Below are 26,036 nucleotides of genomic sequence, written 5' to 3'. Positions count from 1 at the left end.
TTTATCATTGAAGATAGCAGTTATGGGAATGGGTGTTGCTGGCTCGTATCTTTTGGCCAGACTCAAAAACACTGAACATGAGGCCGTTGGCTATGAGCGAATGCCTCAAGAAAGGCATGATTCAATCTGTGCATGGGGAACGATAAAACCAGTTTTAGAAGATTTTTGCAAAAAGGTTGGACGAAATTTTGATGACTTTCTAATTCATGATGGCAAAAACATGCATGTAAAGATGAACAATGACGTAAAATTTGATATCGGTTTACAAGGACTTTGCACGTACAACAAACTTGGTCTTATCCAGGATTTTATCAAAGATTGTAATGTAATCTATGGCAAGTCGCCATCCTTAGAAGAGTTGGAAAAAGAATACGATATGATTGTGGATTGTACTGGATTTCACAGAGTGTATCTTCCAAAGCTAAAAGAGGATTTTTTCCTGCCAACTTACGAATACAAAGTTGAATATGAAGATGGAGTCCCATACGATGACTTTTACATTGAGCCATTTCCTGGAATGTCAGGATACTTTTGGTATTTCCCGCTAGGAAAGAATCTCGCACACATAGGAGCCGGTGATTATAGAAAGAATCACATCAAAGCAACCGATGATTTTCTAAAGAAACATGGGGGAAAAGTTCTACAGACAAAAGGCAGGCCGATTAGACTGGCAACGCCTGACAGATGCAAACCATACTACTCTGGAAAGGTTGTTGGAGTTGGAGAATCAATCGGTACTGTTTATGCCCTACTTGGAGAAGGTATCATTCCTTCAATGCAGTGTGTTGAGCTATTCCTAGAGAACATGAATGACTTTAAGGCGTATGAAAAGGCAGTTGAGGAACACTACAAGGTTTATGCAAAGGTGTTCAAGTTTGTCAGAGCAAAGATTCACAAGGATTTTTCAATTCTAAAATCACTGCCAGACTTTTTGGCAATATTTCGTTACATGAAAAAGAATGAAAAGAGATTTGGAATGGATATCAAGATGGCTGACCTAATGAAGGTAGCCAAAGCATAAAAAATCTAGGATTGTCCCCAAGATGGGTATCCACCTTCTAGGGTGACAGCGTCAAAACCCTCTTTTACAAGCTCATCTGCTCCAATGTTTCCACGGTATCCAGTACCGCAGTATGTGCAAATCTTCTTGCCCCGCATGTCTTCAATCTGCTTTTTCTTTGCATTTCTAATCGCCAGACCAAGTGGCATGTGAATTGAACCATAGACCTTACCGCCTGCTAGCTCATCAGCTTCTCTGACATCGATGATGACATACGAGTTTTTGTTTTGTTTTAGTGAATCTGCAGTAATTTTTTCTGCCATAGCAGACACTAAACAGTAGAGTAATTTATGTCATAAAATTCTTAATTGCTAGATCGACAATCTGAAAGCATGGATGCAAAGGAAAGGCACAACAAGGCACTAGATAGACTTCAAGAGTACAAGTATGAGCTAAAAAATCAGATAATAGAGATGCAAAAACTAGATCAAAAATCAGAATTTATAAAAAAGTGGAATGAGCAGACGATAAAAGAACGAGAATTAGAGGTAGCAGTAATTCAAGATATTATAAAAAATCTGATCAGATTCTAGACAAAGCTTACAGAACTAAAGTTCTCACGTACTGTTCTATTTGATTTCATGTTATAATCATAAATTGTTTCAGAGTATTCTTTTAGAATTTCTTTCATTTCATCAATGGAATCAGCAAGATAAAATCCAGGACAGTCACCTGTAAATTGAAATGTTGCATGCACTCTGGCCTTTCCCTGCTCGTTTTCAAGCCAAGTAGAGAACGGGTAGAGATAGCACACCCCAGGCCTATCTGGATGCATACTGCATCCTCCTTTTTCATCTAAGAACCTGCATGAGATATGAGTACCATCATCTGCTTCTGTCTCATTTTTTTTTCTTTTCAGATTGATGTTAGTCATTACTGTAGTGCCACCAGGACTTGGTTCCTCCCATGTTGCAGTAACGGTTTCGTTTTTGATAAAATCAGAAACTTTTTGATACTTGAGTCCTGCACCGATTGTGATTAGATCATCAGATGTTAGTGGTAATCTTCCCTGTCTGTCACAGCAGTTGTGACAATCAGGCCAAAAACATTTCCATAAAACAAATTTTTCTTGTTCAACTAAATATGGAATATGAAAGACGACATCTTTTACTTTAAGAGCTTTTTCCGTCACTTTTGGAATTTTTCCTAAGATAAAATCATGAATTGTTTCATCAACATCCCAGTTTTTCTCCAAAAGAGTAAGTGATTCTTCAATTTCTTTTAGGGACAACGATAACTTATAATCGGTTTTGGAGATGTTATTAATGTTGAGTGATAAAGGCAAGTATGCATCAGCAACGCAGAACAGACGATTTGTCTGGAAAGAAATCGTATGGCCATTAATTTTAGAAATAAACGATGTGGTCTTTACACTTGATCAGTACCAAAAGAAAAGAGACGAAATATGCAAAAAAAATAATGTCGATATCTCAAAGACATCTAGGGGCCTTGTGTCACTTTTACAAAAAGGAATTATCTACAAAGAGAATTCATTGTACTGCATTCATTTTAGATTGATTCCATATATGAGACTAAAAGCTCAATGTGATTATGCAACAGCGATTCACGAAGTAAAGATTAGGTAACTACAAATAATTATATTCTAACCAAACAGCGTCTTTCTTGGTAGCCCGATAGTCTAGTGGCCAAATAATTTTAGGTTAAGGATTCCGCGCTCTGGATCTCAGGAGTGGATACGCGGGGACGGCAGTTCGAATCTGCCTCGGGCTACTGGTAAAATTCTATCTTGATGCTTGTGCGATTCTTTCTAATTCGTTCTTCTTTTTTACAGAAGGAGCATTAGGATCGTTTTCTGAAGCCAGGATTAGGTGTTCTGCAAGATATTCCTCAATTGCTTTAGGATTAGAAAATGTTGCCTCCTTGACCCCATCTGCGATAAATCTTAGTGCAAGGTCAACTCGTCGCAATGGTGCGACATCGACTGATACATGATAGACAGTACCACCATAAACAATTCTTGTAGTATCTTCATTTGGTGCAGAGTGTTCTACTGCTCTTACCAGTACCTCAATTGGATTCTTTCCAGTCTTTAGATGGATAATTTCAAGTGAAGCTTTAATGGTGTTGAGAATTCTAGCTTTCTTTCCAGTCATTCGACCAGTGTTCTTTGCATATTTTTTTCCAAAATGCATCAGTTTGTTTGCTAATCTTTCAACAATGTTAACATCAGCTTTGTTGAATCGTTTAAGTGCAGAGCGACCATAAGTGTATGGAGTGATCATCTTTCGTAGAGAGATTGCAGTCTTTAATCCAGGATCTTTAATTTCAATTCCATCAAGGTCCCATTTTCTAAATAACATCAAGTTTTGAGTTTCAGGCATTTCTATCTCCTTGGCTTCTCCTTCTTTCCAATTACTAGTTCATGTAATGAGGTTCCATTTACTTTGAAAACTTTGTAACGAACACCGGGAATATCTCCCATTGCACCACCTTGTGTAGCACCCATGCCTTCTACATGAACTTCATCGTGTTCATCAATAAAGTTCATCGCTCCGTCTCGTGGTAAAAATGCAGTAACAGATTTTCCGTTTTTGATTAATTGTACTCTAACACATTTTCTAACTGCAGAGTTTGGTTGTTTTGCTTCAACACCAACTTTTTCCAAAACAATTCCTCTTGCCTGAGGTGCACCACCCAATGGGTTTGCTTTTTTATCTAAACCAAGTTTTCTTCTCTTGTATGTAGAAATTGCCCATCGTTGTCGTTTACGTTTTGCTTTCAACACACGACCTGCAAATAGACCAAGAGGAGACTTTGCCATTACTTACAACTCCAATGTAGCTCTTTCAGGACTGTTAATCAGTACACTAGAAATGTCAAAATATCGTTTTGCAAGTAACCTTGCTTTTTCAGCATTTCGACCTTCACGTCCTACTACAATTCCTTTCTTTCTTGGATCAACCATAACTATTGCCTGAGTTGAACCATCAGATCGCTTATTTATTTTTACTTCAGAAACCAGTTTAGAATTTAACATATTTTTTAAAAAGTTAGCAGGATCATCGTCATACTCGACTAGTTCGACATTTCTTTTGACAATGTTTTGAAGGGATTTGATATGAGAACCGCCTTTACCTATTGCAAGACCCATTTTACCATTATTCACAACGAAGATAACTCGATTTTGTTTTTCATCTTCGACACAATCTCGTGCAGTAGCACCAGTTACGTTTTGAAATAGCGACATTAATCGCATTTGATCAGTTGTCAGTTTAATTGATTGTGTCATAATTCTCCTTTTGTTCTCGAACGATTTGTGTGTCATTTAAACTTTCAATTGCTCTGAAAGTTGGTAAGGTTTTTATTCGCATCATTCAGTTTCGGCTTCTTTGATAATTGATGTTATGTTTGCATCAGAAAGTGATGTAAACGAGACTGTTGAAACTCTAAACTGCAATCCACAAAGTCTTCCTAATGCAACTGAAGAACCTTGGAATTGAATTGTTGGTACTTTACTTTTTTTTGCATCTTCTGAAATTTTCTCGGAAATATTTTTCTCAAGGGATTGAGAGACAACTACAAGTTTTGAATTTTTTATAGTGTTTACTACTTGTTTGGAACCAAAAGTGCACTGATCTTCTTTTATTGCATCTTTTAGTGCTTTCTCTAACAATTTACCCATTGTATTTTACCTGTAATCCATCGATGAATGAGACCTTTATAGATTTATTGCAGCTCAATGATATGATCTGAGAAGAAAATCTATTTCGTATCAGAATCCAAAGATGCTTCCAATGGAGGCAAATACTTGGCCAATCTTCTCAAAAAAGTTATCAGATTCGTTTTCTTGTGGGATTGTTTTTATGACTTTGGGTGATTCCTGGTTAGAGATTATTGGCGTTGGTTTTTGTTCAGTTTCTTGAAAAATTAGAGTTTTCACCGGGATATTTTTTTGAGTTGTGTCCATATTGATTTTTGATGTAGAAAATTGGGGATCAATTTCTAAAACTTGCAAGTACAATGAAAGTGCTTCATTGTGATTTCCCATTTGAGAAAGGGAGTTTGCCTTGTTGTTTAGTGCAGGAATATAATTTGGATTAATATCTAATGCAGAATCAAACTGTTGAATTGCTTGTGGAAATAATCCAAGCTTATTCAAGGCTGCACCAATGTTTGTTATTGCTGCTAAGTTTTCTGGATTCTTACTCAAGTCCTGATCAAAAAATGAAATTGCCTCAGAGTATTTACATAATCTAAACAGTGCAGGTCCCATCCCATCATAGTATGACACCACATCAATTAGGGTACTCTTATCGCATCCAAGTGTCATTTCATTTAGCATGATACCAAGCTCAATATCCTCAACACTAAGATTTTTTTGAGGTTCTTCTTCTAAGACTACTTTAGTATTTGCAGTTTCTTTTTTTGGTTTGACATCATTTACTATGTTATTTTGTTTTGTCGTTACGCTAGTTGGTTCAATCTCTTTTAGTTCATTTTCAAGTTCTCTTAATGTCTCTTCAAGCTCTTTGAGCTCATCGTTAATCTCGTCTTCTAGTGTATCAAATGACTCCTCTAGTGCATCAAGCTCTTCTTCCGTAACAACCGGTGTTTGAATTGGATCTTCTTGGTACATCACATAATCAAAGTATGCAGTTTGTTCAGAATCTGCATAATGCGCAACTGCAGAATATGTTCCTTCTATTTTGAAGTTAACGTTATCAACAATTAGAAAAGAGATTTCAAATGCATTTTTTGCATCAATTTCACCAAAATAAAATCCTCCAGGAATTCCAAATGGATCATATATTCCAATTAAAACGGTTGGTTCTTCTTGTGATGAAACTTTACCACGTATAGTTACAAATTCCCCATCTGTGTACTCATTTTTTTCTGCAGAAAATTCTGTTATTTCGGGAATAATAGTTACAGTAGTTTCTTCTATTGATTCTCCTGATATCAAAAATGTCTCTGAAGTCTTAATCTTTCCATAGTCAATCTTGATTTGATATTCTCCAGATTTTTCATAAAATGGTGCTACAAGGGAGATTGTTTTTGAGAAGGAATTATCATCTAAAATCTCAACATTGTTTGCAGATAGTATGATTCCATCTGGATCATAAACACGTAATGCCAGAGATGGCATCTTTTTTTCTTCAACTTCCCCTTTGATAGTGAGGGTATCACCTACAGCGTACTCCCCTTTATCAGTACCAAGTAAAATGCCAGAATCTGCAAATGCAGGTACAATAAAGCAACTTGCAATTGCTAGGAAAAGTATAATTTTTGTGCCCAACAAAATAATTTTTTTATTTTTCTATTTAATGCTCACGTAGAAATTATACGTAGAAGAAATTCTAGTTTTTTGAAACAAAATATGTTTCTGATCTTGGTTCAGATAGTGGAATGGGAGATCCTAAAGAACTCCAAACAAAAGTCTCAACTGTGTATGTACCAGAAGTTAGAGGATTCCATGATTGTGACATTGATAATTTTTGATAGGAATCAAGTGAGCCAGATATCCAGGATAGTGTAGTAATGGTGCCAGATTCGTCTTTGATCTGATAAACAAAAACAAAGTCTTGGGAAAATTCTTGCTCGTTTTTGATGTTTCCTAAAATTTGAAGTTGGTCATCAACAAAAAGATCTGTGAGTTTGTTGCCAGTGACTGAAACTATTTCCATTGGATCACTAGTAATACGATCTAGTGGTGGAATGTTTGATTCAAGAACGGCAGTTGCTGTAATTTCCAAGCTGTCAGATTTTGAATGTGGAATTGGTAGCGTGTTATCATCATATTTTGTAATGAGTGTGTTACCAGGTTTTGCATAAAGTCTGTTTCCGCTGGAAGTATCAGTTTGTGTAAAAAATATCGTTGCTTGAAATAAACCAGAGTCCTGTGATGATTCTATTGCTTCTACAGTAATTCCTGCAACATCAGAGCTGGATGAAACTCTAACGGGTATTTGATCAACTCCTTCTGGATTTAGATTCATGTCTGCATCAATAATGCGTATTACTGCCTGATCATTTGTCATGTATTGTTTTTGTAAAAATGATACATCGCCAAGATTCCAGCTTAGTCCAGCAGACTCTGTTAGGACAACCCCGTCTGCAAATTCAAATGAAATTGTAATTGCGCCTTCTCTGTCAGCCTCAAGATATCCGTTGTTAGGACCATTTCCCATAGTCCTTGGCTGTGTATCAAACGTACCATCACCATCGGCATCATGTAAAAATCCCGTGAGAATTACCTCTCCAGTAAATATTCCAGAGTTTAATTCAGTTTCAGTAAACTTGTATGGTTTTAGTGATTTATCACGGGTTGAGATCTTTATTGCATGACTAGACTCGGAACCAATTGAGTCTATTGCGTCACTGTGTGCATTCCAACTAGGAGCCACAATCATAATCCTTACTTTATCAGTCCAGGTGTAAACGGGTTTATCAAAGTAGATTGGGGAAAAAGGCTGGTCATATACAGGAGTCTCTTCTGCATATGCAAAAAATGACAATAGTGCAAAAAGAATTAACAAGTGATTTCAATAATTATTCTGCTTGATTGAATTTAACACTTGGTGAGTGCACTATGCACTAGTTTGTGCTTTCTTTGATACTTGCATGTAAAGGTCTACAGTTCCACTTCCAATTGGAATGTTACTTCCAACGATGACGTTTTCTGTAACTCCTTTTAGTTGTTCAACCTCTCCTCCAAGTGCAGCGTGTGCAATTGTTGGGACTGTAATCTCAAATGCAGCTCTTGCAAGAACACTGTCTTTTGTTCCAGCAATTCCGTGTCTACCAATTTGTTGCATGTATCCTCTAGAACACATCAAATCAGATACCAACATGATATATCTAATGTCAACTTCCAATCCTTGATCTTCAAGAGTTGTTTTTAGTTCATTAATCAAAGCGTTTCTTGCTGCCTCAATTCCAAGAGTTCCGGCAATCTCAAAGACATTATTTGTTCTAACATTCTTCTTGTCAATTCCTTGGACTCCCAAGACTTTGGCAATGTTTGAACCAGTTGTTTGTATAACCCATTCATCATCTTTTTGAACAAGGGTTACTCGCTCTATATCTGGAACTCCCTTTACTGTTGTATTGAGAACTTTGTTTCTAATTGTAATTACTGTTGGTGCATCGGATTCTTCAACCAATTTTAGAACTACTAGTTCACCATGGGTTTCAATCTTGAATTTCTTATTGGAAGATAATGCTTCTTCAACGTCAGCAACTGTACAACCTCTCTCACGCAGTCTATTTGCACTAAGGTTTAGTTTTATTTCAGTTGCATAATCTGTTTCCGTATTTCCAATGAGTGATGAAACTTTGGTTTGAAGTACATTTCTTGCCACATCAATTGCTTTCTCACGGGATTTCTTTGATTCTTCATCTAGGTAGATATCCATAGTTGGAGTAACTGGTTTTTTGCGTGCGTCAACTAGCTCAATTAATCTCGGAAGACCTAATGTTACGTTTCTTTCTCTAATACCTGCAAAGTGGAATGTTCTTAATGTCATCTGAGTACCAGGCTCACCTATTGATTGTGCGGTAACGATTCCCACTGCTTGTCCTGGCTCTACCTTTGCTTTGTTAAACAAGTCAAGACCTTTCTTGCAAATCTTCTCAACTCCTTCTTTGCTGAGCTTTGAATCCAATAATGCTTCAGAGACAATACTCTTTAGTCTTGGATTGAATGTCTTTGTGTATTTTTTAGTAAGCTCAGTAATCTCTTCTTTTGTAGCTTTTTTACCAGAGTCTACAATTGTTTGTGAATCAATTAATCTGTGAACATTAAATGCCTCACCGTGATCACTCTTTGCCACATCAATACCATCTTCACCATAAAGGAATTGGATAATGTGTCCGTGTGGGTCTCTAACTGTTCCATCATATTCCAGCTTGATATGCTCTAGTGCATTGATGAGTCTTCTCTGCATGTAACCACTTTGTTGGGTTCTAACTGCAGTGTCTACCAATCCCTCTCTTCCTGCCATTGCGTGGAAGAAGAATTCTAGTGCAGACAATCCATCCCTATAGTTTGATTTTACAAATCCGTGTGCATCTGGATTATCATCATGTTCTCTAAAGTGAGGTAATGCACGGTTGTTGTATCCCTTGAGAAGACGTTGACCTCGTCTTGACTGTTGTCCTAATGCACCTGCCATCTGTCCTACGTTTAGTGCAGAACCTCTAGCGCCAGTAATTGCCATAATCTTTGCTGCATTGTTATCATCAAGTGATTGGTCAGCAATGGAGCCTGCCTTGTCTCTTGCTTTGGATAATTCATTAACAATGTATGCCTCTAGTGCTTCATCTGCTGAAAGACCTCTAGTTAGCTTTAGTGTTCCCTTCTTTGCTTCAGATATCAAGTCGCTTACTGCAGTGTAGCTTGTCTGGATATCATCAAAGATTCCCTGTCTTGCTTTTTCAGATAATTCAAGGTCACCATATCCATAGCTAAAACCATAATGAGTGATAAACTGCTTTGCAATAATTAAGACAGAGTTTAGGAATTTCTTTGCTGGTTCGTTACCATAGTCTTTGGCAATTCTATGCAAAACACTTTCTGGTTCTTCAGCACCAATTGATGACTTGTCAATAACTCCGCTGATTAATTCGCCGTTTTTGATTACAACATCCTTTGGTGTTCCTTTTGTTCCCTTTGACCACTTTGAAGTCATGACATAGTTGAAGTCTTTTGGAAGGAATAATGAGAATAATTGCTTTCCAGTGTATAATGGGCCATCCTTTCCTTTGTCTGCGGGTTTTGGTAATTCATCACTGTATCCTGCAAGCATTGCAAGGTTTGAGAATTCTTGTACTGAAAGTCTGGTATCATCTTTTGTAAGCAAATAAGAACCAGTTACAAAGTCACGCAGTGCACCAATGATTGGACCACCATATCTTGGTGAGATTAATTGATCTTGAACACGCATTAGAAGAATTGCTTCTGCTCTTGCTTCCTCACTTTGTGGAACATGAAGATTCATTTCATCTCCATCAAAGTCTGCGTTGTATGGTGGACATACTGATGGATGTAACCTGAATGTTTTTCCAGGCAATACTTTGACATAGTGTGCCATGATTGACATTTGGTGAAGTGAGGGTTGTCGGTTAAACATAACAATATCACCATCAAGTAGGTGTCGTTCAATTAGATATCCAATCTCAATAGTTTCAGCAATTGTTGTTCTGTCTTCAACAAAGTCTAATCTGATTTTTACACCGTCTGGCCTAACGATATAGTTGACTCCAGGAAAGATGTTTGGTCCATTGATTACAAGTTTTCTCATTCGCTCAATGTTCCATTCAGTAACAATTTCTGGAATTGTAAGCTTCATTGCAACAGATTCTGGAACACCAACTTCTGAGAGGTCTAGATTAGGATCTGGTGAAATTACAGTTCTGCTAGAAAAGTCAACTCTCTTACCTGAAAGTGAACCTCTGAATCGTCCCTCTTTTCCTTTTAGTCTCTGAGTTAGTGTTTTGAGGGGTCTTCCAGAACGATGATGTGCTTGTGGGATTCCAGATACTTCGTTATCAAAGTATGTAGTGGTATGATATTGTAATAGGTCAACTAAATCTTGAACGATTAATGGTGGGGTTCCTGCTTCCTTGCTCTCCTTTAGTCTTTGATTAACTCTGATGATGTCTACCATCTTGTGTGTAAGATCATCTTCTGAGCGAATTCCAGTTTCTAAAATGATTGATGGTCTTACAGTAACTGGAGGAACAGGCAATGCTTGAAGAATAAACCATTCAGGTCTTGCTGTTGCAGGATCATAGGATAGTAAAAGCAAGTCTTCATCAAGAATTTGTGAGAATCTTTCGCGAATAGTAATTGGTAATAGACGGTGCTCACCAATCTCAGTTTTTTCTATGAATATGGTTGGTTTTGTAAAGATTAACTCGTACTGAGTCTTACCACAATGTGGGCATTCTTTTGCTTTTTTTGCTTTGTCAAGAATTTGTTCTGGAATTCTCTTTTGAGAAATTACAGTGTAGGCTGCCTCTTTTTGTTTAATTTTTCTAAACTCATCAAGATCCTCCTGTGTGAGTTTTAGTCTAGAACAAGAACGACAAGTTGCAAGAAGTAATTTGTAGATATTATCAATGAATGCAATGTGAAGAACTGGTTCAGCTAACTCAATGTGTCCAAAGTGACCTGGGCATCTTGCTGCGGTGTTTCCACAAGTAAGACATTTTTGTCCTGGTTCTAAGGTTCCTAATCTACCATCCATCAATCCACCTTGTACAGGCATCCCATCCTCATCATATGTCTCGGGGGCAGTGATTTCTGCAACAGAGTACTTTCTGATTTCATTTGGGGACCAAACAGAGAATCGGATTGCATCAATTGATTTTACAGTTTGAATCGACATTATACTCGCTCCTTTATCAAAAGTCGTGGTGCAACGTTAAGACTTTGCATCTCTTGTAGTAATAATTTGAATGCATATGCAACAGATACTGATGAGACCTTTGCCTTGTCACCACAAACTCTGCAAACATACTTTCTTTGTTTAACATCATGATATGCAACTAGACCACATCTTTCACAGACAAAGATATCTGATTTGTCAGATTCATCAAGCAGTCTATCTTTGAGAATCATTGATGCTCCATATGCAATTAGACAGTCTCGTTCCATCTCTCCGAATCTCAATCCACCACCTCTAGCACGTCCTTCGGTTGGTTGTTTTGTAAGCATCTGAACTTGTCCTCTTGCTCTTGCATGTATCTTATCAGATACCATGTGGTGTAATTTTTGATAGTATACTACTCCGATGAAGACTTCTACTGGAAATGATTTACCAGTTCTTCCATCATACATTATCTCTTTACCAGAATATTCAAAGCCTGAATTTTCCATTACTTCTTTTACTTCATCCATCTTTTCTCCAACAAATGCAGAGCCATCAAACTTCTTGCCTCGAAGTGCTGCTGCCTTTCCAGTGACAGATTCCATAAACATTCCAACTGTCATTCTAGATGGGAATGCATGGGGGTTAATCAAAACATCTGGAGATATTCCTTCTTTAGTATATGGTAGGTCTTCAGATTTTGCTAAAATTCCAAGTACACCTTTTTGTCCATGTCTTGATGCAAACTTGTCTCCAATCTCTGGAATTCTCATATCTCTAACTCTAATCTTGTACATCTTTCCACCTTCGTTAGATTGTGTCATGACAACTGTGTCAACTACTCCGGTTTCTGATGGTCTTACACCGATTGATGTGTCTCTTCTGTATGGACCAGTTGATTCAAACTCTCTATACTCTTCCATGAATCTTGGAGGACTGGTTTTCCCAATCAAGATATCACCACCAAGTACTGGAGATTCTGTTGCTACAACACCATCGTCTTCTAATAGACGATATGCTTTTTCACCTTTGTAACCTCTAATGTTATCCTCAGCATTTGGAATCTCAAAGTTATCCCTCATTCCACCTGGGTATTGTTTAGCTTCTGCATCATAAATTCTGTAAAAGAATGTACGAGCAAGTCCTCTATCAACAGATGCCTTGCTGAGAACTATAGCATCCTCAATATTGTATCCATCAAATGGTAAAACTGCAACAACACAATTTTGACCTGCAGGCCTATCCTCTAATCCCAGTAAACCCATTGCTTTTGTAGTAACAATTGGTGTTTGAGGATAAAGCATGAAATGTTGTCTAACATAAGTACTGGTATTCATCATCGGTGTAGAAAATCCAAGGCTTTGTTTTGCCATTGCTGATTCGTATGTGTTTCTTGGAGACTGGTTATGCTCTGGATAAGGAATGATTGATGCGCCTGCACCTAAAATTGCAGATGGGAAGATTTCAAGATGAGTGTGTTTCTTTGTGTCCTTTTCATCTAGAGTGACAAAGCAGTTTTCTTCTTCATTTGCATCTATTAGTTCAATCACTCCCATTCGGATTAGATCATTCCAAGAAAGTAATTTCTTTGAAATCTTATCTAGTAAGTCCTGAGTAAGTAATGATTTTCCATCTTTTATGATAATTAATGGTCTTAAGACTCTGCCAGCATTGCAGTTTACGTATAGTCTTCTTGTTGCACCCTCAATCTCTGGTTTGTGGAAAGATATTCCAACATGTGGGTGAATCTTTGAGGTCCTTCTGAGTTCACGTAATGACTCTGCTAGTTGTTCTCCATCTTTGTAATATCCAATTAGTCGTCCATCAACAAATATTCTAGCGCCATCTTTTTTGAGATCTTCTTTTGCATCAGAAAAGTGGTTTGTCCCAAGATCGTATAATTTTTCAACAATTTCTTCAGATGAAGAGTTTACTGAAATAATTGCAGATAATGCCAAGTTCTTTACAAGACCACAGTTTGAACCTTCGGGGGTTTCACTTGGACAGATTCTTCCAAAGTGCGTTGCATGCAAGTCTCTTGCTTCAAAGTTTGGTTGAGTTCTACTCAATGGAGATTGAATTCTTCTCAGATGACTAATTGTTGAGAGATAGTTTGTTCTATCAAGTAATTGAGTCACACCAACTCTTCCACGTCCCCAGTTTCCAGTCGCAATTGCATTGTTTAGTTTGTCAGTAACAATTCCAGGTCTAATTGCTGCAGCAACTGCATTAATTCCTCTCTTTTGACCTGATCTTTCTAATTGATATTTCATGTCTCGGACCAAATTTCTAAATGCAGTTCTAAATAGGTCAGCTAACATCTGACCTGCAAATTTGATTACTTTGTTACCATAGTGATCCTTATCGTCTGCATATATCCATCCAAGTTTTAATTCTAATAATTTACATGCTGCTTCACCGAGGAATTGTGCTTTTTCCTTTCTGTTTTCAGGATGTTTTCCCAAGTGAGGCAATAGCCCCCAATCAAGCAATGTCTCTGCACGTTTGATTTGGAATTCTTCTAACATACCAGGTGCAATTCTTTTACTGATGTAGATGATAGCATCTTTTGATGTTGGAACATCTCCAGACTTTTCAAATGATGCTTCTAATTCATCTTGAATTTCATCAACTAAAGAAACAGATGCTGCAATCTCTCTATCTGATTCTAATGCCAGTGCTCTCATCAAAGTAACTACTGGGATATCAACAGGGGAACCAGGAATTCTAGCAACGATTAAGCCGTCATTCTTCATTACTAGTTCTAATTTTGCACGATAGCCAACAATTGAAGAATATACTTTAGCTTTGAATACAACGTTACCACCAACTGTTTCTCTATCTACAATAATTTTGTTGTAAGATAGATCTTCTAGTCCTACAATAACTCGTTCAGAACCGTTAATGATAAAGTATCCACCAGGATCGTTTGGATCCTCACCATGTTCAATTAATTTCTGAGTTGAGAAATTATGTAATATGCATGCGTTTGATTTCACCATCACTGGAATATCGCCAATGTGAACAAATCTTGATTCTAAGATTTTCCCATCTTCTACAACACTTGCTTCCATCATAACTGGTGCAGAGTATGATACATTTCGTAGTCTTCCTTCTGCTGGTGTGATGTGAGTAATAGAACCATCAAGTTCCATCATTCTTGGTTGTTGAAGTTTTACTTTTCCAAGCTGAATCTTGTATGGATATTCTGCGTTCTCAATTTCAATTTGTCCAACTTCGTTGATTATGCTTTGTAGTCCTCTTTCTAAAAATTCATCAAATGAGTTTAAGTGCTGTCTTGCAATTCCCTCTCTTTTTAGAATATCCTGAATGATAGGCCAACGTTTGTTTGATGGATCTGCCATTTAGACTTCCACCACATATCGATAGTATAGGCTGTCGCCAGCAGTGCTGCTTTTTCTGGTAATCTTAATCATATCGCCTGGTTTTACACCTAGTCCCATAATTGCTGGATCATTTACAAAGATAAGTGGGAGTTCAGTCGGTTGGCAGTTGAATTTTTGCAATACTTCTTCTGCTTCCTTTTTTGTCATGATTTCGTGTTTTGGAACATAAACGTGATCTGGAACTAAAATTGGGATTTTCTTAGATGCCATTTTAAGCGACCTCATCAAGAACATTAGCTGTAGATAATAAGAACACTGACAAACTGTCAAAAACTCACCGAGAGGTTAATATATATCTAATCTGAAAACTGGAAAAAAATTCTGTGTTTTTTCTTTTTAGTCAAGAATATTTTTCTTAACCTTAAATAGTATAGGTTGAAGCGATTATTCGATGAGTACTCGTCTTTCGGTGTTAGCTTTATCTGCAATTTTAGTTGCAAGTATTGGACTAACACCAGCTTTTGGACAGATCGTAGAACCAATCCGTGTTAGTACAGATCTTCCTTCATATTCTGATGGAGATACTGTAATAATATCTGGAGAAGTCAAAGAACTTCTCTCAGGATTTCCTGTGACCCTACAAGTCATATCAGCAAATGGTAACTTGGTTACTGTAAAACAACTTGACGTCGGTACCGACAAAAAATTTGGTACTGAGTTAACTGCTGGTGGAGCTCTTTGGAAGTCAAAAGGAACATACACTGTAAAGGTTCTCTACGGTACTGAATCTAGAACTGCTGAAACTACCTTTGAATTCGGTGGATCAACAGGACAACCAGGCACAAAACCAACAGGACCTACAATACAAGTTGGAGAATTTGCAATTGGATACTCTATTACTGGCGGAAGCTTACTTAGCATCACACCAGATGAGGAATCAAAATCTCTAATCTTAGAGATATCTACAACTGGCGATGGTCAATTAACCATTAACTTGCCCAGAGCAGTAATAGATGCAAAACTAGGTGGCTGTAGTGGTGAAGATGACGATTTCTTCGTATTGATTGATGGTCAAGAAGAGGACTTTGATGAAGTATTAACTTCAGACATGAGGACTTTGACTATCTCATTCCTAGAAGGATCTGAAGTAATCGAAATTATCGGTACCTGTGTAATTCCAGAATTTGGCGCAATTGCAGCCTTGATTTTGGCAGTAGCAATTATCTCAATAATTGCAGTATCTGCAAGATCAAGACTTAGTATTATGCCAAAATACTAGATCTTTTACTTTTTTTCATTTTTTAAATACACACAACCAGCTCAAGATTATCCTCGTAAGATCTGTTTTTTGAAATCTAAAACAATTGTCTGTTAATCGATCAAAGAAGTATAGTTTTTCCAAAGTCCACAGATTACCAATATCTAAAAAGAATCAAAGATCAAAAAGGATCAAAAAATGAAAAAAGTTCAAAAACTGACCTTAGGATATGAAAAAAGGATCTTTGCATATATACATAAATATAGACAATCGTATGGAATCTTGTAAATTGAATTTCGGGAAAAACCATCAAAAGGCAGTTTTAGTAGTTTTACTTACAGTTTCAATTATCTCCGTGTCATCATTTAGCTTTGCAAGTGCTGCCGGAGGAATCTCATTAACTGCTTCTGCAGAAGGCAGACCATCCCAAATTGATATTAGCGGAGAAACAACAAGAACCTCAGATATCACAATTACAGTAACAGCACCAAACAGAAATGTAGTTTCAATTGCTCAGATAACTCCAACTGCAGATGGAACTTATGCAGATAAAATTAACGTCGGTGGCTTACTTTGGAGCCAAGATGGATTTTACAAGATTACTGCTCAACAAGGAACAGGTGGAATTTTCAAAGTTGCTTTAGAAGTAGAAGTTAAAGGCGGTAAAGTCATAACACCATATGCGTTCATCTCTTCTCTTGAGGATGGAAGAGTAGCAGCCTTAGAACCAGAGAGAGGATTGACCCTCTATGCAGATGCAGTTGAAGGCTCTACAACTATCACAGCAAATGGACACACAACTTCATTTAATGATATTACACTTACAGTTAAGGCACCAAATGGAAACGTAGTTTCAATTGCTCAGATTTTACCAGATATCAATGGCAACTTTGAGAAAAAGATCACAACTGGTGGTCCACTATGGAAACAAGATGGATTTTACAAGATTACTGCTCAACAAGGTGACGGTGATCAATTCAAGAGCACAGTACAAGTCGAGATCATCGATGGAAGAGTAATTCCAGAATTTGGCGCAATTGCAGCCTTGATTTTGGCAGTAGCAATTATCTCAATAATTGCAGTATCTGCAAGATCAAGACTTAGCATTATGCCAAAATACTAGATCGCCAACTAGGTTTTTTAAATATACATAAATAGAGACGTTGTTAATTCGCAAACAAGATGAATACTCGTACCACGTACGCACTACTAGCCATATTGGCCACAGTAGGAACTTTATCAGTTGCACCTGCAGTATTTGCTCAAGGATATTTTGATGAGGAAGCATGCCCAGATTGTGACGGCATGGATAATCGTCAGAAAGCCATGGCTTCTGCAGACAATGAGATTCCTATAACGGTCAAGACCGACAAGAAAACTTACAATCATGAATCTACAATCAATGTTAGTGGCACAGTTGCATATTACAAAACTGGAGTCCCAGTTACAATAACTGTGGTAAGTCCATCAAACAATATTGTCACTGTCCAACAAATTGATGTAAATCAAGATAGAACATTCAAGACTGCATTAAACACTGCAGGAAGTCTGTGGAAATATGACGGAACTTATGTTATCAGAGCTCAATATGGTTCACAAGATATCAACAATAGAGTACTTGTAGAACTAACAGATGGTGTCAGTAAATCTACACAACCACCAAAAGAGTGTACTGCATCAGAACTTAATGCAAGTGGAAGTTGCATTCCATTTACAATATCTACTGGCTCAGTAACAAGTGCAAGCATCAATACAGCAAGCAAATCATTAGTAATAATGATTGAATCTGTTAATGACGGTACATTGACTTTGACTCCATCACAAGAAATCATCAGTGGCGTTCACACCATTTTAGTTGATGGCGAACAATGGGATGATGTTACTATCAACGGTAACGAAATCACCATAATGTTCCTTGGAGGGGCTGAGAAGATAGAAATCTTTGGTGCAAAAGTAATTCCAGAATTTGGCGCAATTGCAGCCTTGATTTTGGCAGTAGCAATTATCTCAATAATTGCAGTATCGGCAAGATCAAGACTTAGTATTATGCCAAAATACTAACAACTACACTTTTTTCATTTTTTCATTTATTCTAGCTAATTGCATAATAGTAAAGGAAATATAGAATTGCACTACAAGTTGCTTGTGCGAAATCTTCTGGTGGCAATAATAATTGGGGTTTTTGCGTTTAGTGTAATTCCTGCATTTGCACAATCACAATCACTACTATCTGTTAGTTCTTCAAAGAGCATATACACAGAAGGAGAAACCATTGTAATTTCAGGAACCGTTACAACGGTAATTGGAGAGACACCGGTTACACTTCAGTTATTCCATCAAGGAAACCTAGTAGAAGTTGCACAGCTTAACGTAGCAAATGATGGCACGTTTACAAAGACCATCTTAGCACAAGGTCCCCTTTGGAAAAATAATGGAGAATATACAGTTAGAGCATCATATGGTCAGGGAGTAGTTGCAGAGGCAACATTTGAGTTTGCAACAAAGCAGGCAATGGTTGAGACAACAGATAGGTTTGAAGTTGATGCCGGTACATCAGGAACCTTTGATGTAGAGTATTCAATCAAAGGAGGTACTGTAAAAAATATGTTAATTGATCCAGACATCTATGCATTAATCACAGTTATTGATTCAACAGCAGATGGAGCAATAACCTTAAAGCTCCCGAGGGAATCAATAGATGCAAAAGTCAACATCTGTAATGGTAGTGATGATGTTTTCATAATTCTAATTGACGGTGTAGAAGTGACATATTCAGAAAAAGATACAAACTCGGCATCAAGAACTATTACTATAAATTTTGAAGAGGGTGATTCCGATATTGAAATAATCGGTACTTGTGTAGTACCAGAATTTGGCGCAATTGCAGCCTTGATTTTGGCAGTAGCAATTATCTCAATAATTGCAGTGACGTCAAAAAATTCACTCAGAATGAGAATCTAATCTAGAATCCATATTTTTCTTTGAAAGGAGATACAGAACGTAATTCAGAAACTACTTTTTTGAGAATATCAACTGTAGAATCAATCTCTTCTTTTGTGTTGAAAATCCCTACAGTTAGTCGTAGGGAACCAGAAATTTGCTCATGAGAAAAACCCATTGATTGTAAAACATGGGATGCCTTTTGTGTCTTTACAGAACATGCAGAGCCAGTAGATGCCGCAATTCCATTCTCATCTAATTTTATGATGAGATCCTCACCATTTACACCAAGAAATGTAAAGTGGGCATTGTTTGGGGTTCTAAGCGTTTCATGTCCATTGTATGTAGTATGAGAGATTTCATTTGTGATTTTAGATACCATGTAATCTCGTAAGTTTTTCATGTGGGAGATATTTGCATTAAGGTTTTGGTGAGCTAGGGAACATGCCTTTCCAAAGCCTACAATTCCTGAAACATTTTCTGTTCCAGATCTTAAGCCGTATTCTTGTCCCCCACCCAAAATTAATGGATCAATATTGATACCATTTCGTATGAATAAGGCACCAATTCCTTTTGGGCCATTGATTTTATGAGAAGATATTGAGAGTAGATCTATTCCTAGATTTTTGACATCAATCGGAATTTTTCCTACAGCCTGAACTGCGTCAGAATGGAATGGTACATTATGATTTTTGCATATTTTTGCAATATCCAATATTGGTTGAGTCGTACCAACTTCGTTATTAGCAAACATTACTGTAACAAGACAGGTTTTATCAGTAATCTCACTATCCAATTCATCAGGATTAATCAGTCCTTTGTTGTTTACCGAAAGATAGGTCACATCAAATCCTTGTTTCTCTAATTTTTTACAAGGTTCCAAAATTGCTTCATGCTCTATAGAAGAAGTAATGATGTGATTTCCATCATTCAAGTTTGCTATCCCACAAAGTGCAGTGTTATTTGATTCAGTTCCGCCAGAAGTAATTAAAATTTCATCAGGAGAAGCATTAATCAGGGTTGATATTTCCTTTCGAGCTTTGTTGATTGCCTTTTCAGTTAGTCTCCCAAACCTATGGATTGATGAAGGATTGCCATATTGTTCCTTGAGAAATGGGAGCATTGCATCTAAAACTTCTTCATGAATTTGTGTAGATGCTGCATTATCTAGGTAAATCAATCTACAATCACATTTAGTTTTCCTGGTGAATATCCATCAGGATCTATTTGAACAGAAGAAAACCCAAGTAATTTCAATTTCATTTTAATTTCATTAATTTTTGATGGATCATTGAGAAGATACAGCTCATCAACATCCACTTCAATTTTTGCAGAACCATCAAGATCACGAACGCGTACCTGTTTTGCGCCAACAATTTGTTTGACAAAAGTTTCACCCATCTCAATTCGCGTAAGTTTTTCTGCAGTAACACGTTGTCCCCAAGGTACTCTTGAAGCAAGACAAGAGTTTGAAGGCCTATCATGAATTGACAGTCCAATGTCTTTTGAGATGTACCTGACTTCGTTTTTTGTGAAATTACATTCCACTAATGGATGTAAGATATTGTTTTTTTGTAATGCGATTAAACCAGGACGATAGTCTCCTAAATCATCAAGATTTGTGCCATCAACTATAGTTTCAATTTGATTTTCTTTTGCAATATTGATTAGATAATGAGATAGTTCTGTCCTACAGTAAAAACAACGATTCTTATCATTACGCACAAAATCTTCATTTTCTAATTCACTGTAGTTGATGATTATTTGATTAATTCCAATTTCTTTGCAGATCTTTTTTGATGAATCTAGTTCGTCATTAGATAATGTCTTATAATCAGCAGTAACTGCAATAGCGGAATTGCCCAATTGGGCATATGCTGCATATGCTACTAGAGCACTATCTACGCCACCAGACACTGCAACAATTACACTTTTTTTATCTGAAAACCAATTACAAAGAGAATTTAATTTGTTCATTTTTGCTCCAAGGTTTTTTTTATTTCAGTTCTAAGAAAATCCTCGGTATATCTAAATGATTTTTTTATCTCATGAGAAATTTTTTGAATATCATCAGATTCAATTTTAAAATTTGACGGCTGATTTGGAGAGGTTTTGTAATTAACAATGAAATTTTTGTTTTCAATAACAATAGAGGCAGATTTTATGGTACGTGTCAAAGTAACTCTTTCTGAGTTTCTAATTCTAATTCCAAGGGTTCCAGTTTCTGAAAAGAGTAACTCTAAAAGATCATTCATTTTTGAAGAATCACAGATTACTGATACTAAATGAGTTGGTCTGCCTTTTTTTGTAATTGCTGATGTTATGGTCACATCTTTTGCTCCGCTATTCATGATTTTTTCAATTGTATTTCCCAGCACTTCTCCAGAAATATCATCAAGATTTGTTTCAAGAATTTGTACAGAATCATGGATGTATTCAGTGGATTTTTTTCCTGTAACAATTTTTAAAACATTGGAAAAATTTTCAAAATCCTTACAGCCTGCACCATATCCAATTCCATCTACCTGTAGGGAGGGGTAAAATTCTTGACATGAAGAAATCAAATTGATTAACATGCTAGCTCCAGTAGGAGTAGTAAGCTCTTCAACTGCTTGCCCGCCTTTAATTATGATAGAGGTATTTTTGAATATCTCCAATATTGCACTTGCGGGATTTGTTGTGGTACCATGTGAAAAGCTAACAGTACCACCACCTACTGCAACTGGAGTCGAAACAATTTCTTGATCAAATAATTCAAGATCATCTAATGCAATGGCACTACCTATAATGTCAATTATAGTATCAATGCTTGCTGCTTCATGAAAATGTACTGAATCTAGCGGTTCGCCATGAATGTGAGATTCTGCGGTGATTAGCGTTTCAATACTTCCAATTGAGAATTTTTTTGCATGATCAGATAAATTGAGTTTATTTACAGATTCTTCAATACATTTTTGAATTTCAATTCCTTTTCTTTCGTGGATATCTTCTTGGATTTCTAAAACAAGCCTTGTTGCTTCCAAACCTTTTTTCTTGGTTTTTTCAAAATCAAGTTTTATGATTTTAGAATCTGGAAAAAAATCAGCTGCTGTTTTGATTCCTTGTATGATTTTGTTTTTATCAGCACCAATATCTACTAAAGAGCTGAGAAACATATCCCCAGAAATTCCCGCAATGTGAGAATCGATAATCATAACCATGAAATGAAAAATATCAAAAATGCATATAAATTGTATCTGAGATGGACTCGACATTAGATTTAATTACGTAATATTCAGATGCCACAACATGATTACTATCATCGGTTCAGGAAAAGTTGGTGGAGATGCAGCACTTTTCTCAGCATTAAAGAAACTTGATGATCAAATTTTGCTTTTAGATATTGCAGAAGGATTGCCACAGGGCGAGGCAATGGATATCAATCATATGTTATCAGAGCAAGGAATTGATGTAGAGGTTAGAGGCTCAAACGACTATTCAGAGATGAAAGGCTCTAACATTGTTGTAGTAGTTGCAGGTTCGGGTAGAAAACCAGGTATGACTAGAATGGATTTGTTAAAAATTAATGCAGGAATTGTGAAAAGCGTAGTTGAGAACATAAAAAAGTATGCCAATGATTCCATGATAATTCCAGTTACAAATCCACTTGATCCTATGGCATACATAACATACAAGGTCTCAGGCTTTGACAGAAGTCGAGTTTTCGGAATGGGTGGAATGCTTGATTTATCCAGATTCCGACAATTTATTCACGAAGCTACTGGTCACTCAAGAGATTCTATTAGAGCCCTAGTTATTGGGGAACATGGTGAAAACATGTTACCGTTGCCAAGATTTTCTTCTGTTTCTGGAATTCCATTAACTTCTTTGCTCCCAAAAGAAAAACTAGATGAATTAGTTGTAAATACAAAACAAGTTGCAGCCAAAGTTATTGAACTTAAAGGGGCAACAGTACACGCTCCAGGAAACGCAATTTCTGCAATCATCGAGTCTGTAGTTAGAGATAGAAAACAAGTCATTCCAGTAGCCACGTATCTAGATGGGGAATATGGTCATTCTGATGTCACCATAGGAGTTCCTGCAGTAATTGGAAAGAATGGTGTTGAGAAAATCATTGAGCTTGAATTGAATGATGAAGAGAAGACTGTTTTCAATAAAGCAGTAGATAGTGTAAAAAGCGCCATCTCAGGAATAGACATCTAAATTAGATTTTTATCTAAATCAAAATTAAATTCCATATGGAATTAAATGAAATTTTAGAATCTTTGAAATCAGGTAAAGTTAATGTTCCTGAGGCAAAAAAACTCTTGGCATTACATTCAATTGAAAAAATTGAAAACTTTGCTAGAATTGACATTGGAAGAAAAAACAGAAGAGGAATTCCTGAAGTAGTATTTGCTGAAAAAAAACAATACTCTGAGATTGAAAAAATAATTAGAAAAACTCTTTCAAAATCAGATTCGGTGGTTGTTTCGAGAATTAAAAAAACTGATTATTCAAGAGTTGTTTCATTTTTGAAAAAATCAAAATTGAAATTTCAAAAAGGAAAAAACAACACAACATTACTCATCTTCAATAAATCAATTAAGAAATCTAAAGGTAAAGTAGGGATTTTAGCTGCAGGAACATCTGACATAGGAGTTGCAGAAGAAGCAAGATTAATGCTAGAATCAATGAGTATTGAATGCATATGTAGTTATGATGTAGGAGTTGCAGGAATCCATAGAGTTTTTCCAAAATTAAAGGAATTAGTGGAAAATGATGTGGATGTGATTATTGTCGTAGCAGGAATGGAAGGAGCGCTTGCCACAGTTGTTTCATCTTTAGTTGATGTACCAGTAATTGGAGTTCCCGTATCAGTAGGATATGGATATGGTGAAAAAGGAATGGCTGCGCTTGCATCAATGCTGCAGAGTTGCTCATTGGGATTATCTGTAGTAAACATTGACAATGGAATAGGTGCAGGAGCTGTTGCTGGAAGTATCGTCAATCAGATTAACAGGAAAAAGCATTAGAGTTTTTCATACTTTGAATTGTTATTGAGAATTCTCGTAAATCATATATAGAATACAGATAGGGATTCTATAGTTGTCTGGCAAACGAATTGTTCTAACTGCAGATCGCAGTTTAATGACAAATTATCGGGGAAATTTCCTGTATGGTTTTATTGCATGTGGACCATATGAAGTACTACCAGAATGGGTATTTGATAAAGTGTTTTGCCCCCCTGTCGAAACAGATCCTGTTACAGGAGAAGCAAAAGTAGCTCAAGTAGGACTTCGAAGGGTAGAGAGTGCATTACTTCAAGGATACAAGAGAGATGAAGTCTTTATTGCAAACCCAGATCACATTGCCAAATCTATAGGTCCCGACACAAAGGTAGTAGGTATTAATGTAATGGATCCGTTGGGGATGGCTCCAGTAACTACAACAATGTCTCCTGAAAAATTATCATATGTTGCAATGAAGTTTAAGCGAATGTGTGCAGACATAATTCAGTTAAAGAAAAAATATAATTTTCATGTTGTAGTTGGCGGCAATGGGGCATGGGAACTTGCAAAATCAGATAGAATGAAAGTTCACGGCATCGATACAGTCGTTGTAGGAGAAGCGGATGAATTAGCATTGGACCTTTTCAACGATTTAGAAAAAGGTGATGCGCCAGAGCTAATGCATTGTTTTGTAAAGAACATTCAGAATATTCCAAGAATTGAAGGTCCAACTGTTAATTCGTTGATTGAAGCTATGAGAGGATGTGGGAGAGGTTGTGATTTTTGTGATGTTAATAAAAGATCTAAAAAAGATTTACCGCTAGAAAGATTACAAAAAGAAGCAAAAATAAATCTAGATTATGGTTTTGATTCAATTTGGTTACACTCAGATGAAATGCTATTGTATGGATGTGACAATAGAGACTTTAGACCAAATCGTGATGCCATAACAGAACTCTGGAGAGGATTGAAAGGATTAGGTGCAAATTTTGTTGGAACAACACATATGACTTTCTCAGCTGTTGCAGCAGATCCTGATCTTATGCATGAGATTTCTTCAATTAATAACCAACATGAGACTGGAAGATGGCTTGCAACAAATCTTGGTATTGAAACCGTAGCACCTAGAATGGTCAAAAAACATCTTGGTGTAAAGACAAAACCCTTTGCTCCAGAAGAATGGGGCAGTGTAGTTAGAGAAGGCGCAGAAATCCTTAACAAAAATCATTGGTTCCCAGCAGCTACCATCATCATTGGTTGGCCAGATGAAACACCTGATGAAGTACAATACACTATTGACATGTTAACAGACTTTAGAAAGATGAATTTCAGAGGTTTAGTAGCGCCATTACTTTATCAAGACTTTAGTGAGAAGAACTCCATGCATTTCGGAAATCTTAACGAGGCTCAGTTCACACTCTTTTGGAAATGTTGGGAAAATAACCTTAGAGTGATTAACGATATTATCCCAATTATTCTGAGAAACAAGACCTATGGTCCTCCAATGAAGATATTCATGTATGGAATTATCAAAGCAGGTACTTGGGCAATTATGAGATACCTCAGAGGATTATGTAAAGATCTATTCAACGGAAGAATGCCAGAAGAGATAGTAGACAAGTATGCAAGAAGCAGATCGGTGTCTGCCCCAAAGATTGAAACTAAAAAACTATAGTTAATTGAGATTTTTTATTGCAACATCTGCAATGGTGTTTCTTTTTGGTGTTAGAGAGATAAAGTAATTTTTATCAGCTCTCTCTATTGATGGGACTTTTTTGTATGATCTAGATTGCAAATCAAATTCGTAGATTCCTGATTCTAGTTCACCCTTTGCATATATCATAAGATATGTATCGCCAGTAGCAGGACTTAATGGAATAAATGACATGACATAACCCTTGTACGAATTAACAGGCATTGTGTTTTTCATAGGAGGAGCAGCTGATGACATGTACATGAAGATGTCTTCAATGGTGTTGAATTCCTCGTACTCGATATGCATTAATCAAAAACAAGGGTTGTATTATAATAAGTTAAGGGAGAAATTACTTTCGTAATTTCAAGTGCTTTCTTACCTTGATTGCAACTACTGCTGGTGCTGCAATG

At 36.7% G+C, this 26,036-nt stretch carries 25 protein-coding genes and 1 tRNA gene; 11 read left to right on the top strand and 15 right to left on the bottom strand.

Annotated elements, in window-relative coordinates:
* Positions 1 to 7 precede the first annotated feature (7 nt).
* Positions 8 to 1,021, top strand: a complete 1,014-nt coding sequence (locus tag C6988_RS04180; protein ID WP_182133806.1) for an NAD(P)/FAD-dependent oxidoreductase — start codon at positions 8 to 10, stop codon at positions 1,019 to 1,021.
* Positions 1,022 to 1,026: 5 nt separating this feature from the next.
* Here the strand turns inward: C6988_RS04180 and C6988_RS04175 are convergent, their stop codons facing one another.
* Complete coding sequence (locus C6988_RS04175; protein WP_182133805.1) at positions 1,027 to 1,323, bottom strand: rhodanese-like domain-containing protein; 297 nt, start codon at positions 1,321 to 1,323, stop codon at positions 1,027 to 1,029.
* A 69-nt stretch (positions 1,324 to 1,392) separates the two neighbouring features.
* Between C6988_RS04175 and C6988_RS04170 the strand changes: the two genes are divergently transcribed.
* The gene (locus C6988_RS04170) at positions 1,393 to 1,593 is read left to right on the top strand and encodes a hypothetical protein (protein ID WP_182133804.1); all 201 of its coding nucleotides are present in this window, start codon (positions 1,393 to 1,395) and stop codon (positions 1,591 to 1,593) included.
* On the opposite strand, the gene C6988_RS04165 is transcribed toward C6988_RS04170, so the two are convergent.
* Positions 1,590 to 2,291, bottom strand: a complete 702-nt coding sequence (locus tag C6988_RS04165; protein WP_182133803.1) for a YkgJ family cysteine cluster protein — start codon at positions 2,289 to 2,291, stop codon at positions 1,590 to 1,592. The genes C6988_RS04170 and C6988_RS04165 overlap by 4 nt on opposite strands.
* Positions 2,292 to 2,325: 34 nt before the next feature.
* On the opposite strand from C6988_RS04165, the gene C6988_RS04160 reads away from it, so the two are divergent.
* Both C6988_RS04160 and C6988_RS04155 read left to right on the top strand, forming a co-directional pair.
* Complete coding sequence (locus tag C6988_RS04160) at positions 2,326 to 2,646, top strand: hypothetical protein (protein ID WP_182133802.1); 321 nt, start codon at positions 2,326 to 2,328, stop codon at positions 2,644 to 2,646.
* A gap of 42 nt (positions 2,647 to 2,688) precedes the next feature.
* A tRNA-Gln gene (locus C6988_RS04155) sits at positions 2,689 to 2,791 on the top strand.
* An 11-nt stretch (positions 2,792 to 2,802) separates the two neighbouring features.
* On the opposite strand, the gene C6988_RS04150 is transcribed toward C6988_RS04155, so the two are convergent.
* The 9 genes from C6988_RS04150 to C6988_RS04110 all read right to left on the bottom strand — a co-directional run bounded on the left by C6988_RS04150 (position 2,803) and on the right by C6988_RS04110 (position 15,011).
* On the bottom strand, positions 2,803 to 3,402 hold the full coding sequence (locus tag C6988_RS04150) for a 30S ribosomal protein S7 (protein WP_182133801.1): 600 nt from the start codon (positions 3,400 to 3,402) through the stop codon (positions 2,803 to 2,805).
* A 2-nt stretch (positions 3,403 to 3,404) separates the two neighbouring features.
* Positions 3,405 to 3,842, bottom strand: a complete 438-nt coding sequence (locus C6988_RS04145) for a 30S ribosomal protein S12 (RefSeq protein ID WP_182133800.1) — start codon at positions 3,840 to 3,842, stop codon at positions 3,405 to 3,407.
* A gap of 3 nt (positions 3,843 to 3,845) precedes the next feature.
* On the bottom strand, positions 3,846 to 4,310 hold the full coding sequence (locus C6988_RS04140) for a NusA-like transcription termination signal-binding factor (protein ID WP_182133799.1): 465 nt from the start codon (positions 4,308 to 4,310) through the stop codon (positions 3,846 to 3,848).
* A gap of 81 nt (positions 4,311 to 4,391) precedes the next feature.
* Positions 4,392 to 4,703, bottom strand: a complete 312-nt coding sequence (locus C6988_RS04135; protein ID WP_182133798.1) for a ribosomal L7Ae/L30e/S12e/Gadd45 family protein — start codon at positions 4,701 to 4,703, stop codon at positions 4,392 to 4,394.
* A 90-nt stretch (positions 4,704 to 4,793) separates the two neighbouring features.
* Positions 4,794 to 6,317 carry a tetratricopeptide repeat protein gene (locus C6988_RS04130; RefSeq protein WP_182133797.1) on the bottom strand — a complete coding sequence of 508 codons (1,524 nt, stop codon included), beginning with the start codon at positions 6,315 to 6,317 and terminating at the stop codon, positions 4,794 to 4,796.
* A gap of 61 nt (positions 6,318 to 6,378) precedes the next feature.
* Entirely contained in the window at positions 6,379 to 7,557 is a 1,179-nt protein-coding gene (locus tag C6988_RS04125) for a hypothetical protein (RefSeq protein WP_255464221.1), read from the bottom strand.
* A 51-nt stretch (positions 7,558 to 7,608) separates the two neighbouring features.
* Positions 7,609 to 11,412, bottom strand: a complete 3,804-nt coding sequence (locus C6988_RS04120) for a DNA-directed RNA polymerase subunit A' (RefSeq protein ID WP_182133796.1) — start codon at positions 11,410 to 11,412, stop codon at positions 7,609 to 7,611.
* Positions 11,412 to 14,759: a DNA-directed RNA polymerase subunit B gene (locus tag C6988_RS04115; protein ID WP_182133795.1), complete on the bottom strand. Its 3,348-nt coding sequence runs from the start codon at positions 14,757 to 14,759 to the stop codon at positions 11,412 to 11,414. The genes C6988_RS04120 and C6988_RS04115 overlap by 1 nt, the downstream gene beginning before the upstream one ends.
* Positions 14,760 to 15,011 carry a DNA-directed RNA polymerase subunit H gene (locus tag C6988_RS04110; protein ID WP_182133794.1) on the bottom strand — a complete coding sequence of 84 codons (252 nt, stop codon included), beginning with the start codon at positions 15,009 to 15,011 and terminating at the stop codon, positions 14,760 to 14,762.
* 181 nt (positions 15,012 to 15,192) lie between these two features.
* On the opposite strand from C6988_RS04110, the gene C6988_RS04105 reads away from it, so the two are divergent.
* From C6988_RS04105 to C6988_RS04090, 4 genes are all read left to right on the top strand, one after another.
* Positions 15,193 to 16,020 carry a PEFG-CTERM sorting domain-containing protein gene (locus C6988_RS04105; protein ID WP_182133793.1) on the top strand — a complete coding sequence of 276 codons (828 nt, stop codon included), beginning with the start codon at positions 15,193 to 15,195 and terminating at the stop codon, positions 16,018 to 16,020.
* A 268-nt stretch (positions 16,021 to 16,288) separates the two neighbouring features.
* Positions 16,289 to 17,122, top strand: coding sequence for a PEFG-CTERM sorting domain-containing protein (locus C6988_RS04100; RefSeq protein WP_182133792.1), 834 nt, complete (start codon positions 16,289 to 16,291; stop codon positions 17,120 to 17,122).
* A gap of 59 nt (positions 17,123 to 17,181) precedes the next feature.
* Complete coding sequence (locus tag C6988_RS04095) at positions 17,182 to 18,060, top strand: PEFG-CTERM sorting domain-containing protein (RefSeq protein ID WP_182133791.1); 879 nt, start codon at positions 17,182 to 17,184, stop codon at positions 18,058 to 18,060.
* Positions 18,061 to 18,144: 84 nt separating this feature from the next.
* On the top strand, positions 18,145 to 18,960 hold the full coding sequence (locus C6988_RS04090; protein ID WP_255464218.1) for a PEFG-CTERM sorting domain-containing protein: 816 nt from the start codon (positions 18,145 to 18,147) through the stop codon (positions 18,958 to 18,960).
* A gap of 1 nt (position 18,961) precedes the next feature.
* Here the strand turns inward: C6988_RS04090 and C6988_RS04085 are convergent, their stop codons facing one another.
* Genes C6988_RS04085 through larC form a run of 3 tightly spaced genes read right to left on the bottom strand, consistent with a single transcriptional unit; the run spans position 18,962 to position 22,139 of the window.
* Complete coding sequence (locus C6988_RS04085; protein WP_182133790.1) at positions 18,962 to 20,119, bottom strand: cysteine desulfurase family protein; 1,158 nt, start codon at positions 20,117 to 20,119, stop codon at positions 18,962 to 18,964.
* Positions 20,116 to 20,916 carry an ATP-dependent sacrificial sulfur transferase LarE gene (gene larE / locus C6988_RS04080; RefSeq protein ID WP_182133789.1) on the bottom strand — a complete coding sequence of 267 codons (801 nt, stop codon included), beginning with the start codon at positions 20,914 to 20,916 and terminating at the stop codon, positions 20,116 to 20,118. Before larE ends, C6988_RS04085 begins: the two co-directional genes overlap by 4 nt.
* The gene (larC, locus tag C6988_RS04075; RefSeq protein ID WP_182133788.1) at positions 20,913 to 22,139 is read right to left on the bottom strand and encodes a nickel pincer cofactor biosynthesis protein LarC; all 1,227 of its coding nucleotides are present in this window, start codon (positions 22,137 to 22,139) and stop codon (positions 20,913 to 20,915) included. Before larC ends, larE begins: the two co-directional genes overlap by 4 nt.
* 88 nt (positions 22,140 to 22,227) lie before the next feature.
* Here larC and C6988_RS04070 point away from each other — a divergent pair, with 88 nt between their 5' ends.
* From C6988_RS04070 to C6988_RS04060, 3 genes are all read left to right on the top strand, one after another.
* Positions 22,228 to 23,142, top strand: a complete 915-nt coding sequence (locus C6988_RS04070) for a malate dehydrogenase (RefSeq protein ID WP_182133787.1) — start codon at positions 22,228 to 22,230, stop codon at positions 23,140 to 23,142.
* A gap of 35 nt (positions 23,143 to 23,177) precedes the next feature.
* On the top strand, positions 23,178 to 23,954 hold the full coding sequence (gene larB / locus C6988_RS04065; RefSeq protein ID WP_182133786.1) for a nickel pincer cofactor biosynthesis protein LarB: 777 nt from the start codon (positions 23,178 to 23,180) through the stop codon (positions 23,952 to 23,954).
* A gap of 115 nt (positions 23,955 to 24,069) precedes the next feature.
* A complete protein-coding gene (locus C6988_RS04060; RefSeq protein WP_182133927.1) occupies positions 24,070 to 25,605 on the top strand; it encodes a B12-binding domain-containing radical SAM protein in 1,536 nt (511 codons plus the stop codon).
* Here the strand turns inward: C6988_RS04060 and C6988_RS04055 are convergent, their stop codons facing one another.
* Entirely contained in the window at positions 25,606 to 25,932 is a 327-nt protein-coding gene (locus tag C6988_RS04055) for a hypothetical protein (protein ID WP_182133785.1), read from the bottom strand. It lies immediately after the preceding gene.
* Positions 25,933 to 26,036: the final 104 nt, after the last annotated feature.

The sequence above is a fragment of the Nitrosopumilus sp. b1 genome (assembly GCF_014078545.1).
In the GTDB taxonomy this organism is placed as follows: domain Archaea; phylum Thermoproteota; class Nitrososphaeria; order Nitrososphaerales; family Nitrosopumilaceae; genus PXYB01.
The sequence above is the reverse complement of the archived record's forward strand: the minus strand, read 5'-3'. Positions and strand labels throughout refer to the sequence as shown.

Bases quoted from the DNA above. Each gene is read 5' to 3' on its own strand.
- C6988_RS04115 (WP_182133795.1), bottom strand. From the start codon at position 14,759: ATGGCAGATCCATCAAACAAACGTTGGCCTATCATTCAGGATATTCTA.
- C6988_RS04110 (WP_182133794.1), bottom strand. From the start codon at position 15,011: ATGGCATCTAAGAAAATCCCAATTTTAGTTCCAGATCACGTTTATGTT.
- C6988_RS04060 (WP_182133927.1), top strand. From the start codon at position 24,070: ATGACAAATTATCGGGGAAATTTCCTGTATGGTTTTATTGCATGTGGA.
- C6988_RS04145 (WP_182133800.1), bottom strand. From the start codon at position 3,842: ATGGCAAAGTCTCCTCTTGGTCTATTTGCAGGTCGTGTGTTGAAAGCA.
- C6988_RS04170 (WP_182133804.1), top strand. From the start codon at position 1,393: ATGGATGCAAAGGAAAGGCACAACAAGGCACTAGATAGACTTCAAGAG.
- C6988_RS04140 (WP_182133799.1), bottom strand. From the start codon at position 4,310: ATGACACAATCAATTAAACTGACAACTGATCAAATGCGATTAATGTCG.
- larC (WP_182133788.1), bottom strand. From the start codon at position 22,139: ATGGTTATGATTATCGATTCTCACATTGCGGGAATTTCTGGGGATATG.
- C6988_RS04175 (WP_182133805.1), bottom strand. From the start codon at position 1,323: ATGGCAGAAAAAATTACTGCAGATTCACTAAAACAAAACAAAAACTCG.
- C6988_RS04095 (WP_182133791.1), top strand. From the start codon at position 17,182: ATGAATACTCGTACCACGTACGCACTACTAGCCATATTGGCCACAGTA.
- larB (WP_182133786.1), top strand. From the start codon at position 23,178: ATGGAATTAAATGAAATTTTAGAATCTTTGAAATCAGGTAAAGTTAAT.
- C6988_RS04120 (WP_182133796.1), bottom strand. From the start codon at position 11,412: ATGTCGATTCAAACTGTAAAATCAATTGATGCAATCCGATTCTCTGTT.
- C6988_RS04070 (WP_182133787.1), top strand. From the start codon at position 22,228: ATGATTACTATCATCGGTTCAGGAAAAGTTGGTGGAGATGCAGCACTT.
- C6988_RS04055 (WP_182133785.1), bottom strand. From the start codon at position 25,932: ATGCATATCGAGTACGAGGAATTCAACACCATTGAAGACATCTTCATG.
- C6988_RS04105 (WP_182133793.1), top strand. From the start codon at position 15,193: ATGAGTACTCGTCTTTCGGTGTTAGCTTTATCTGCAATTTTAGTTGCA.
- C6988_RS04150 (WP_182133801.1), bottom strand. From the start codon at position 3,402: ATGCCTGAAACTCAAAACTTGATGTTATTTAGAAAATGGGACCTTGAT.
- C6988_RS04160 (WP_182133802.1), top strand. From the start codon at position 2,326: ATGTTGAGTGATAAAGGCAAGTATGCATCAGCAACGCAGAACAGACGA.
- C6988_RS04135 (WP_182133798.1), bottom strand. From the start codon at position 4,703: ATGGGTAAATTGTTAGAGAAAGCACTAAAAGATGCAATAAAAGAAGAT.
- larE (WP_182133789.1), bottom strand. From the start codon at position 20,916: ATGAACAAATTAAATTCTCTTTGTAATTGGTTTTCAGATAAAAAAAGT.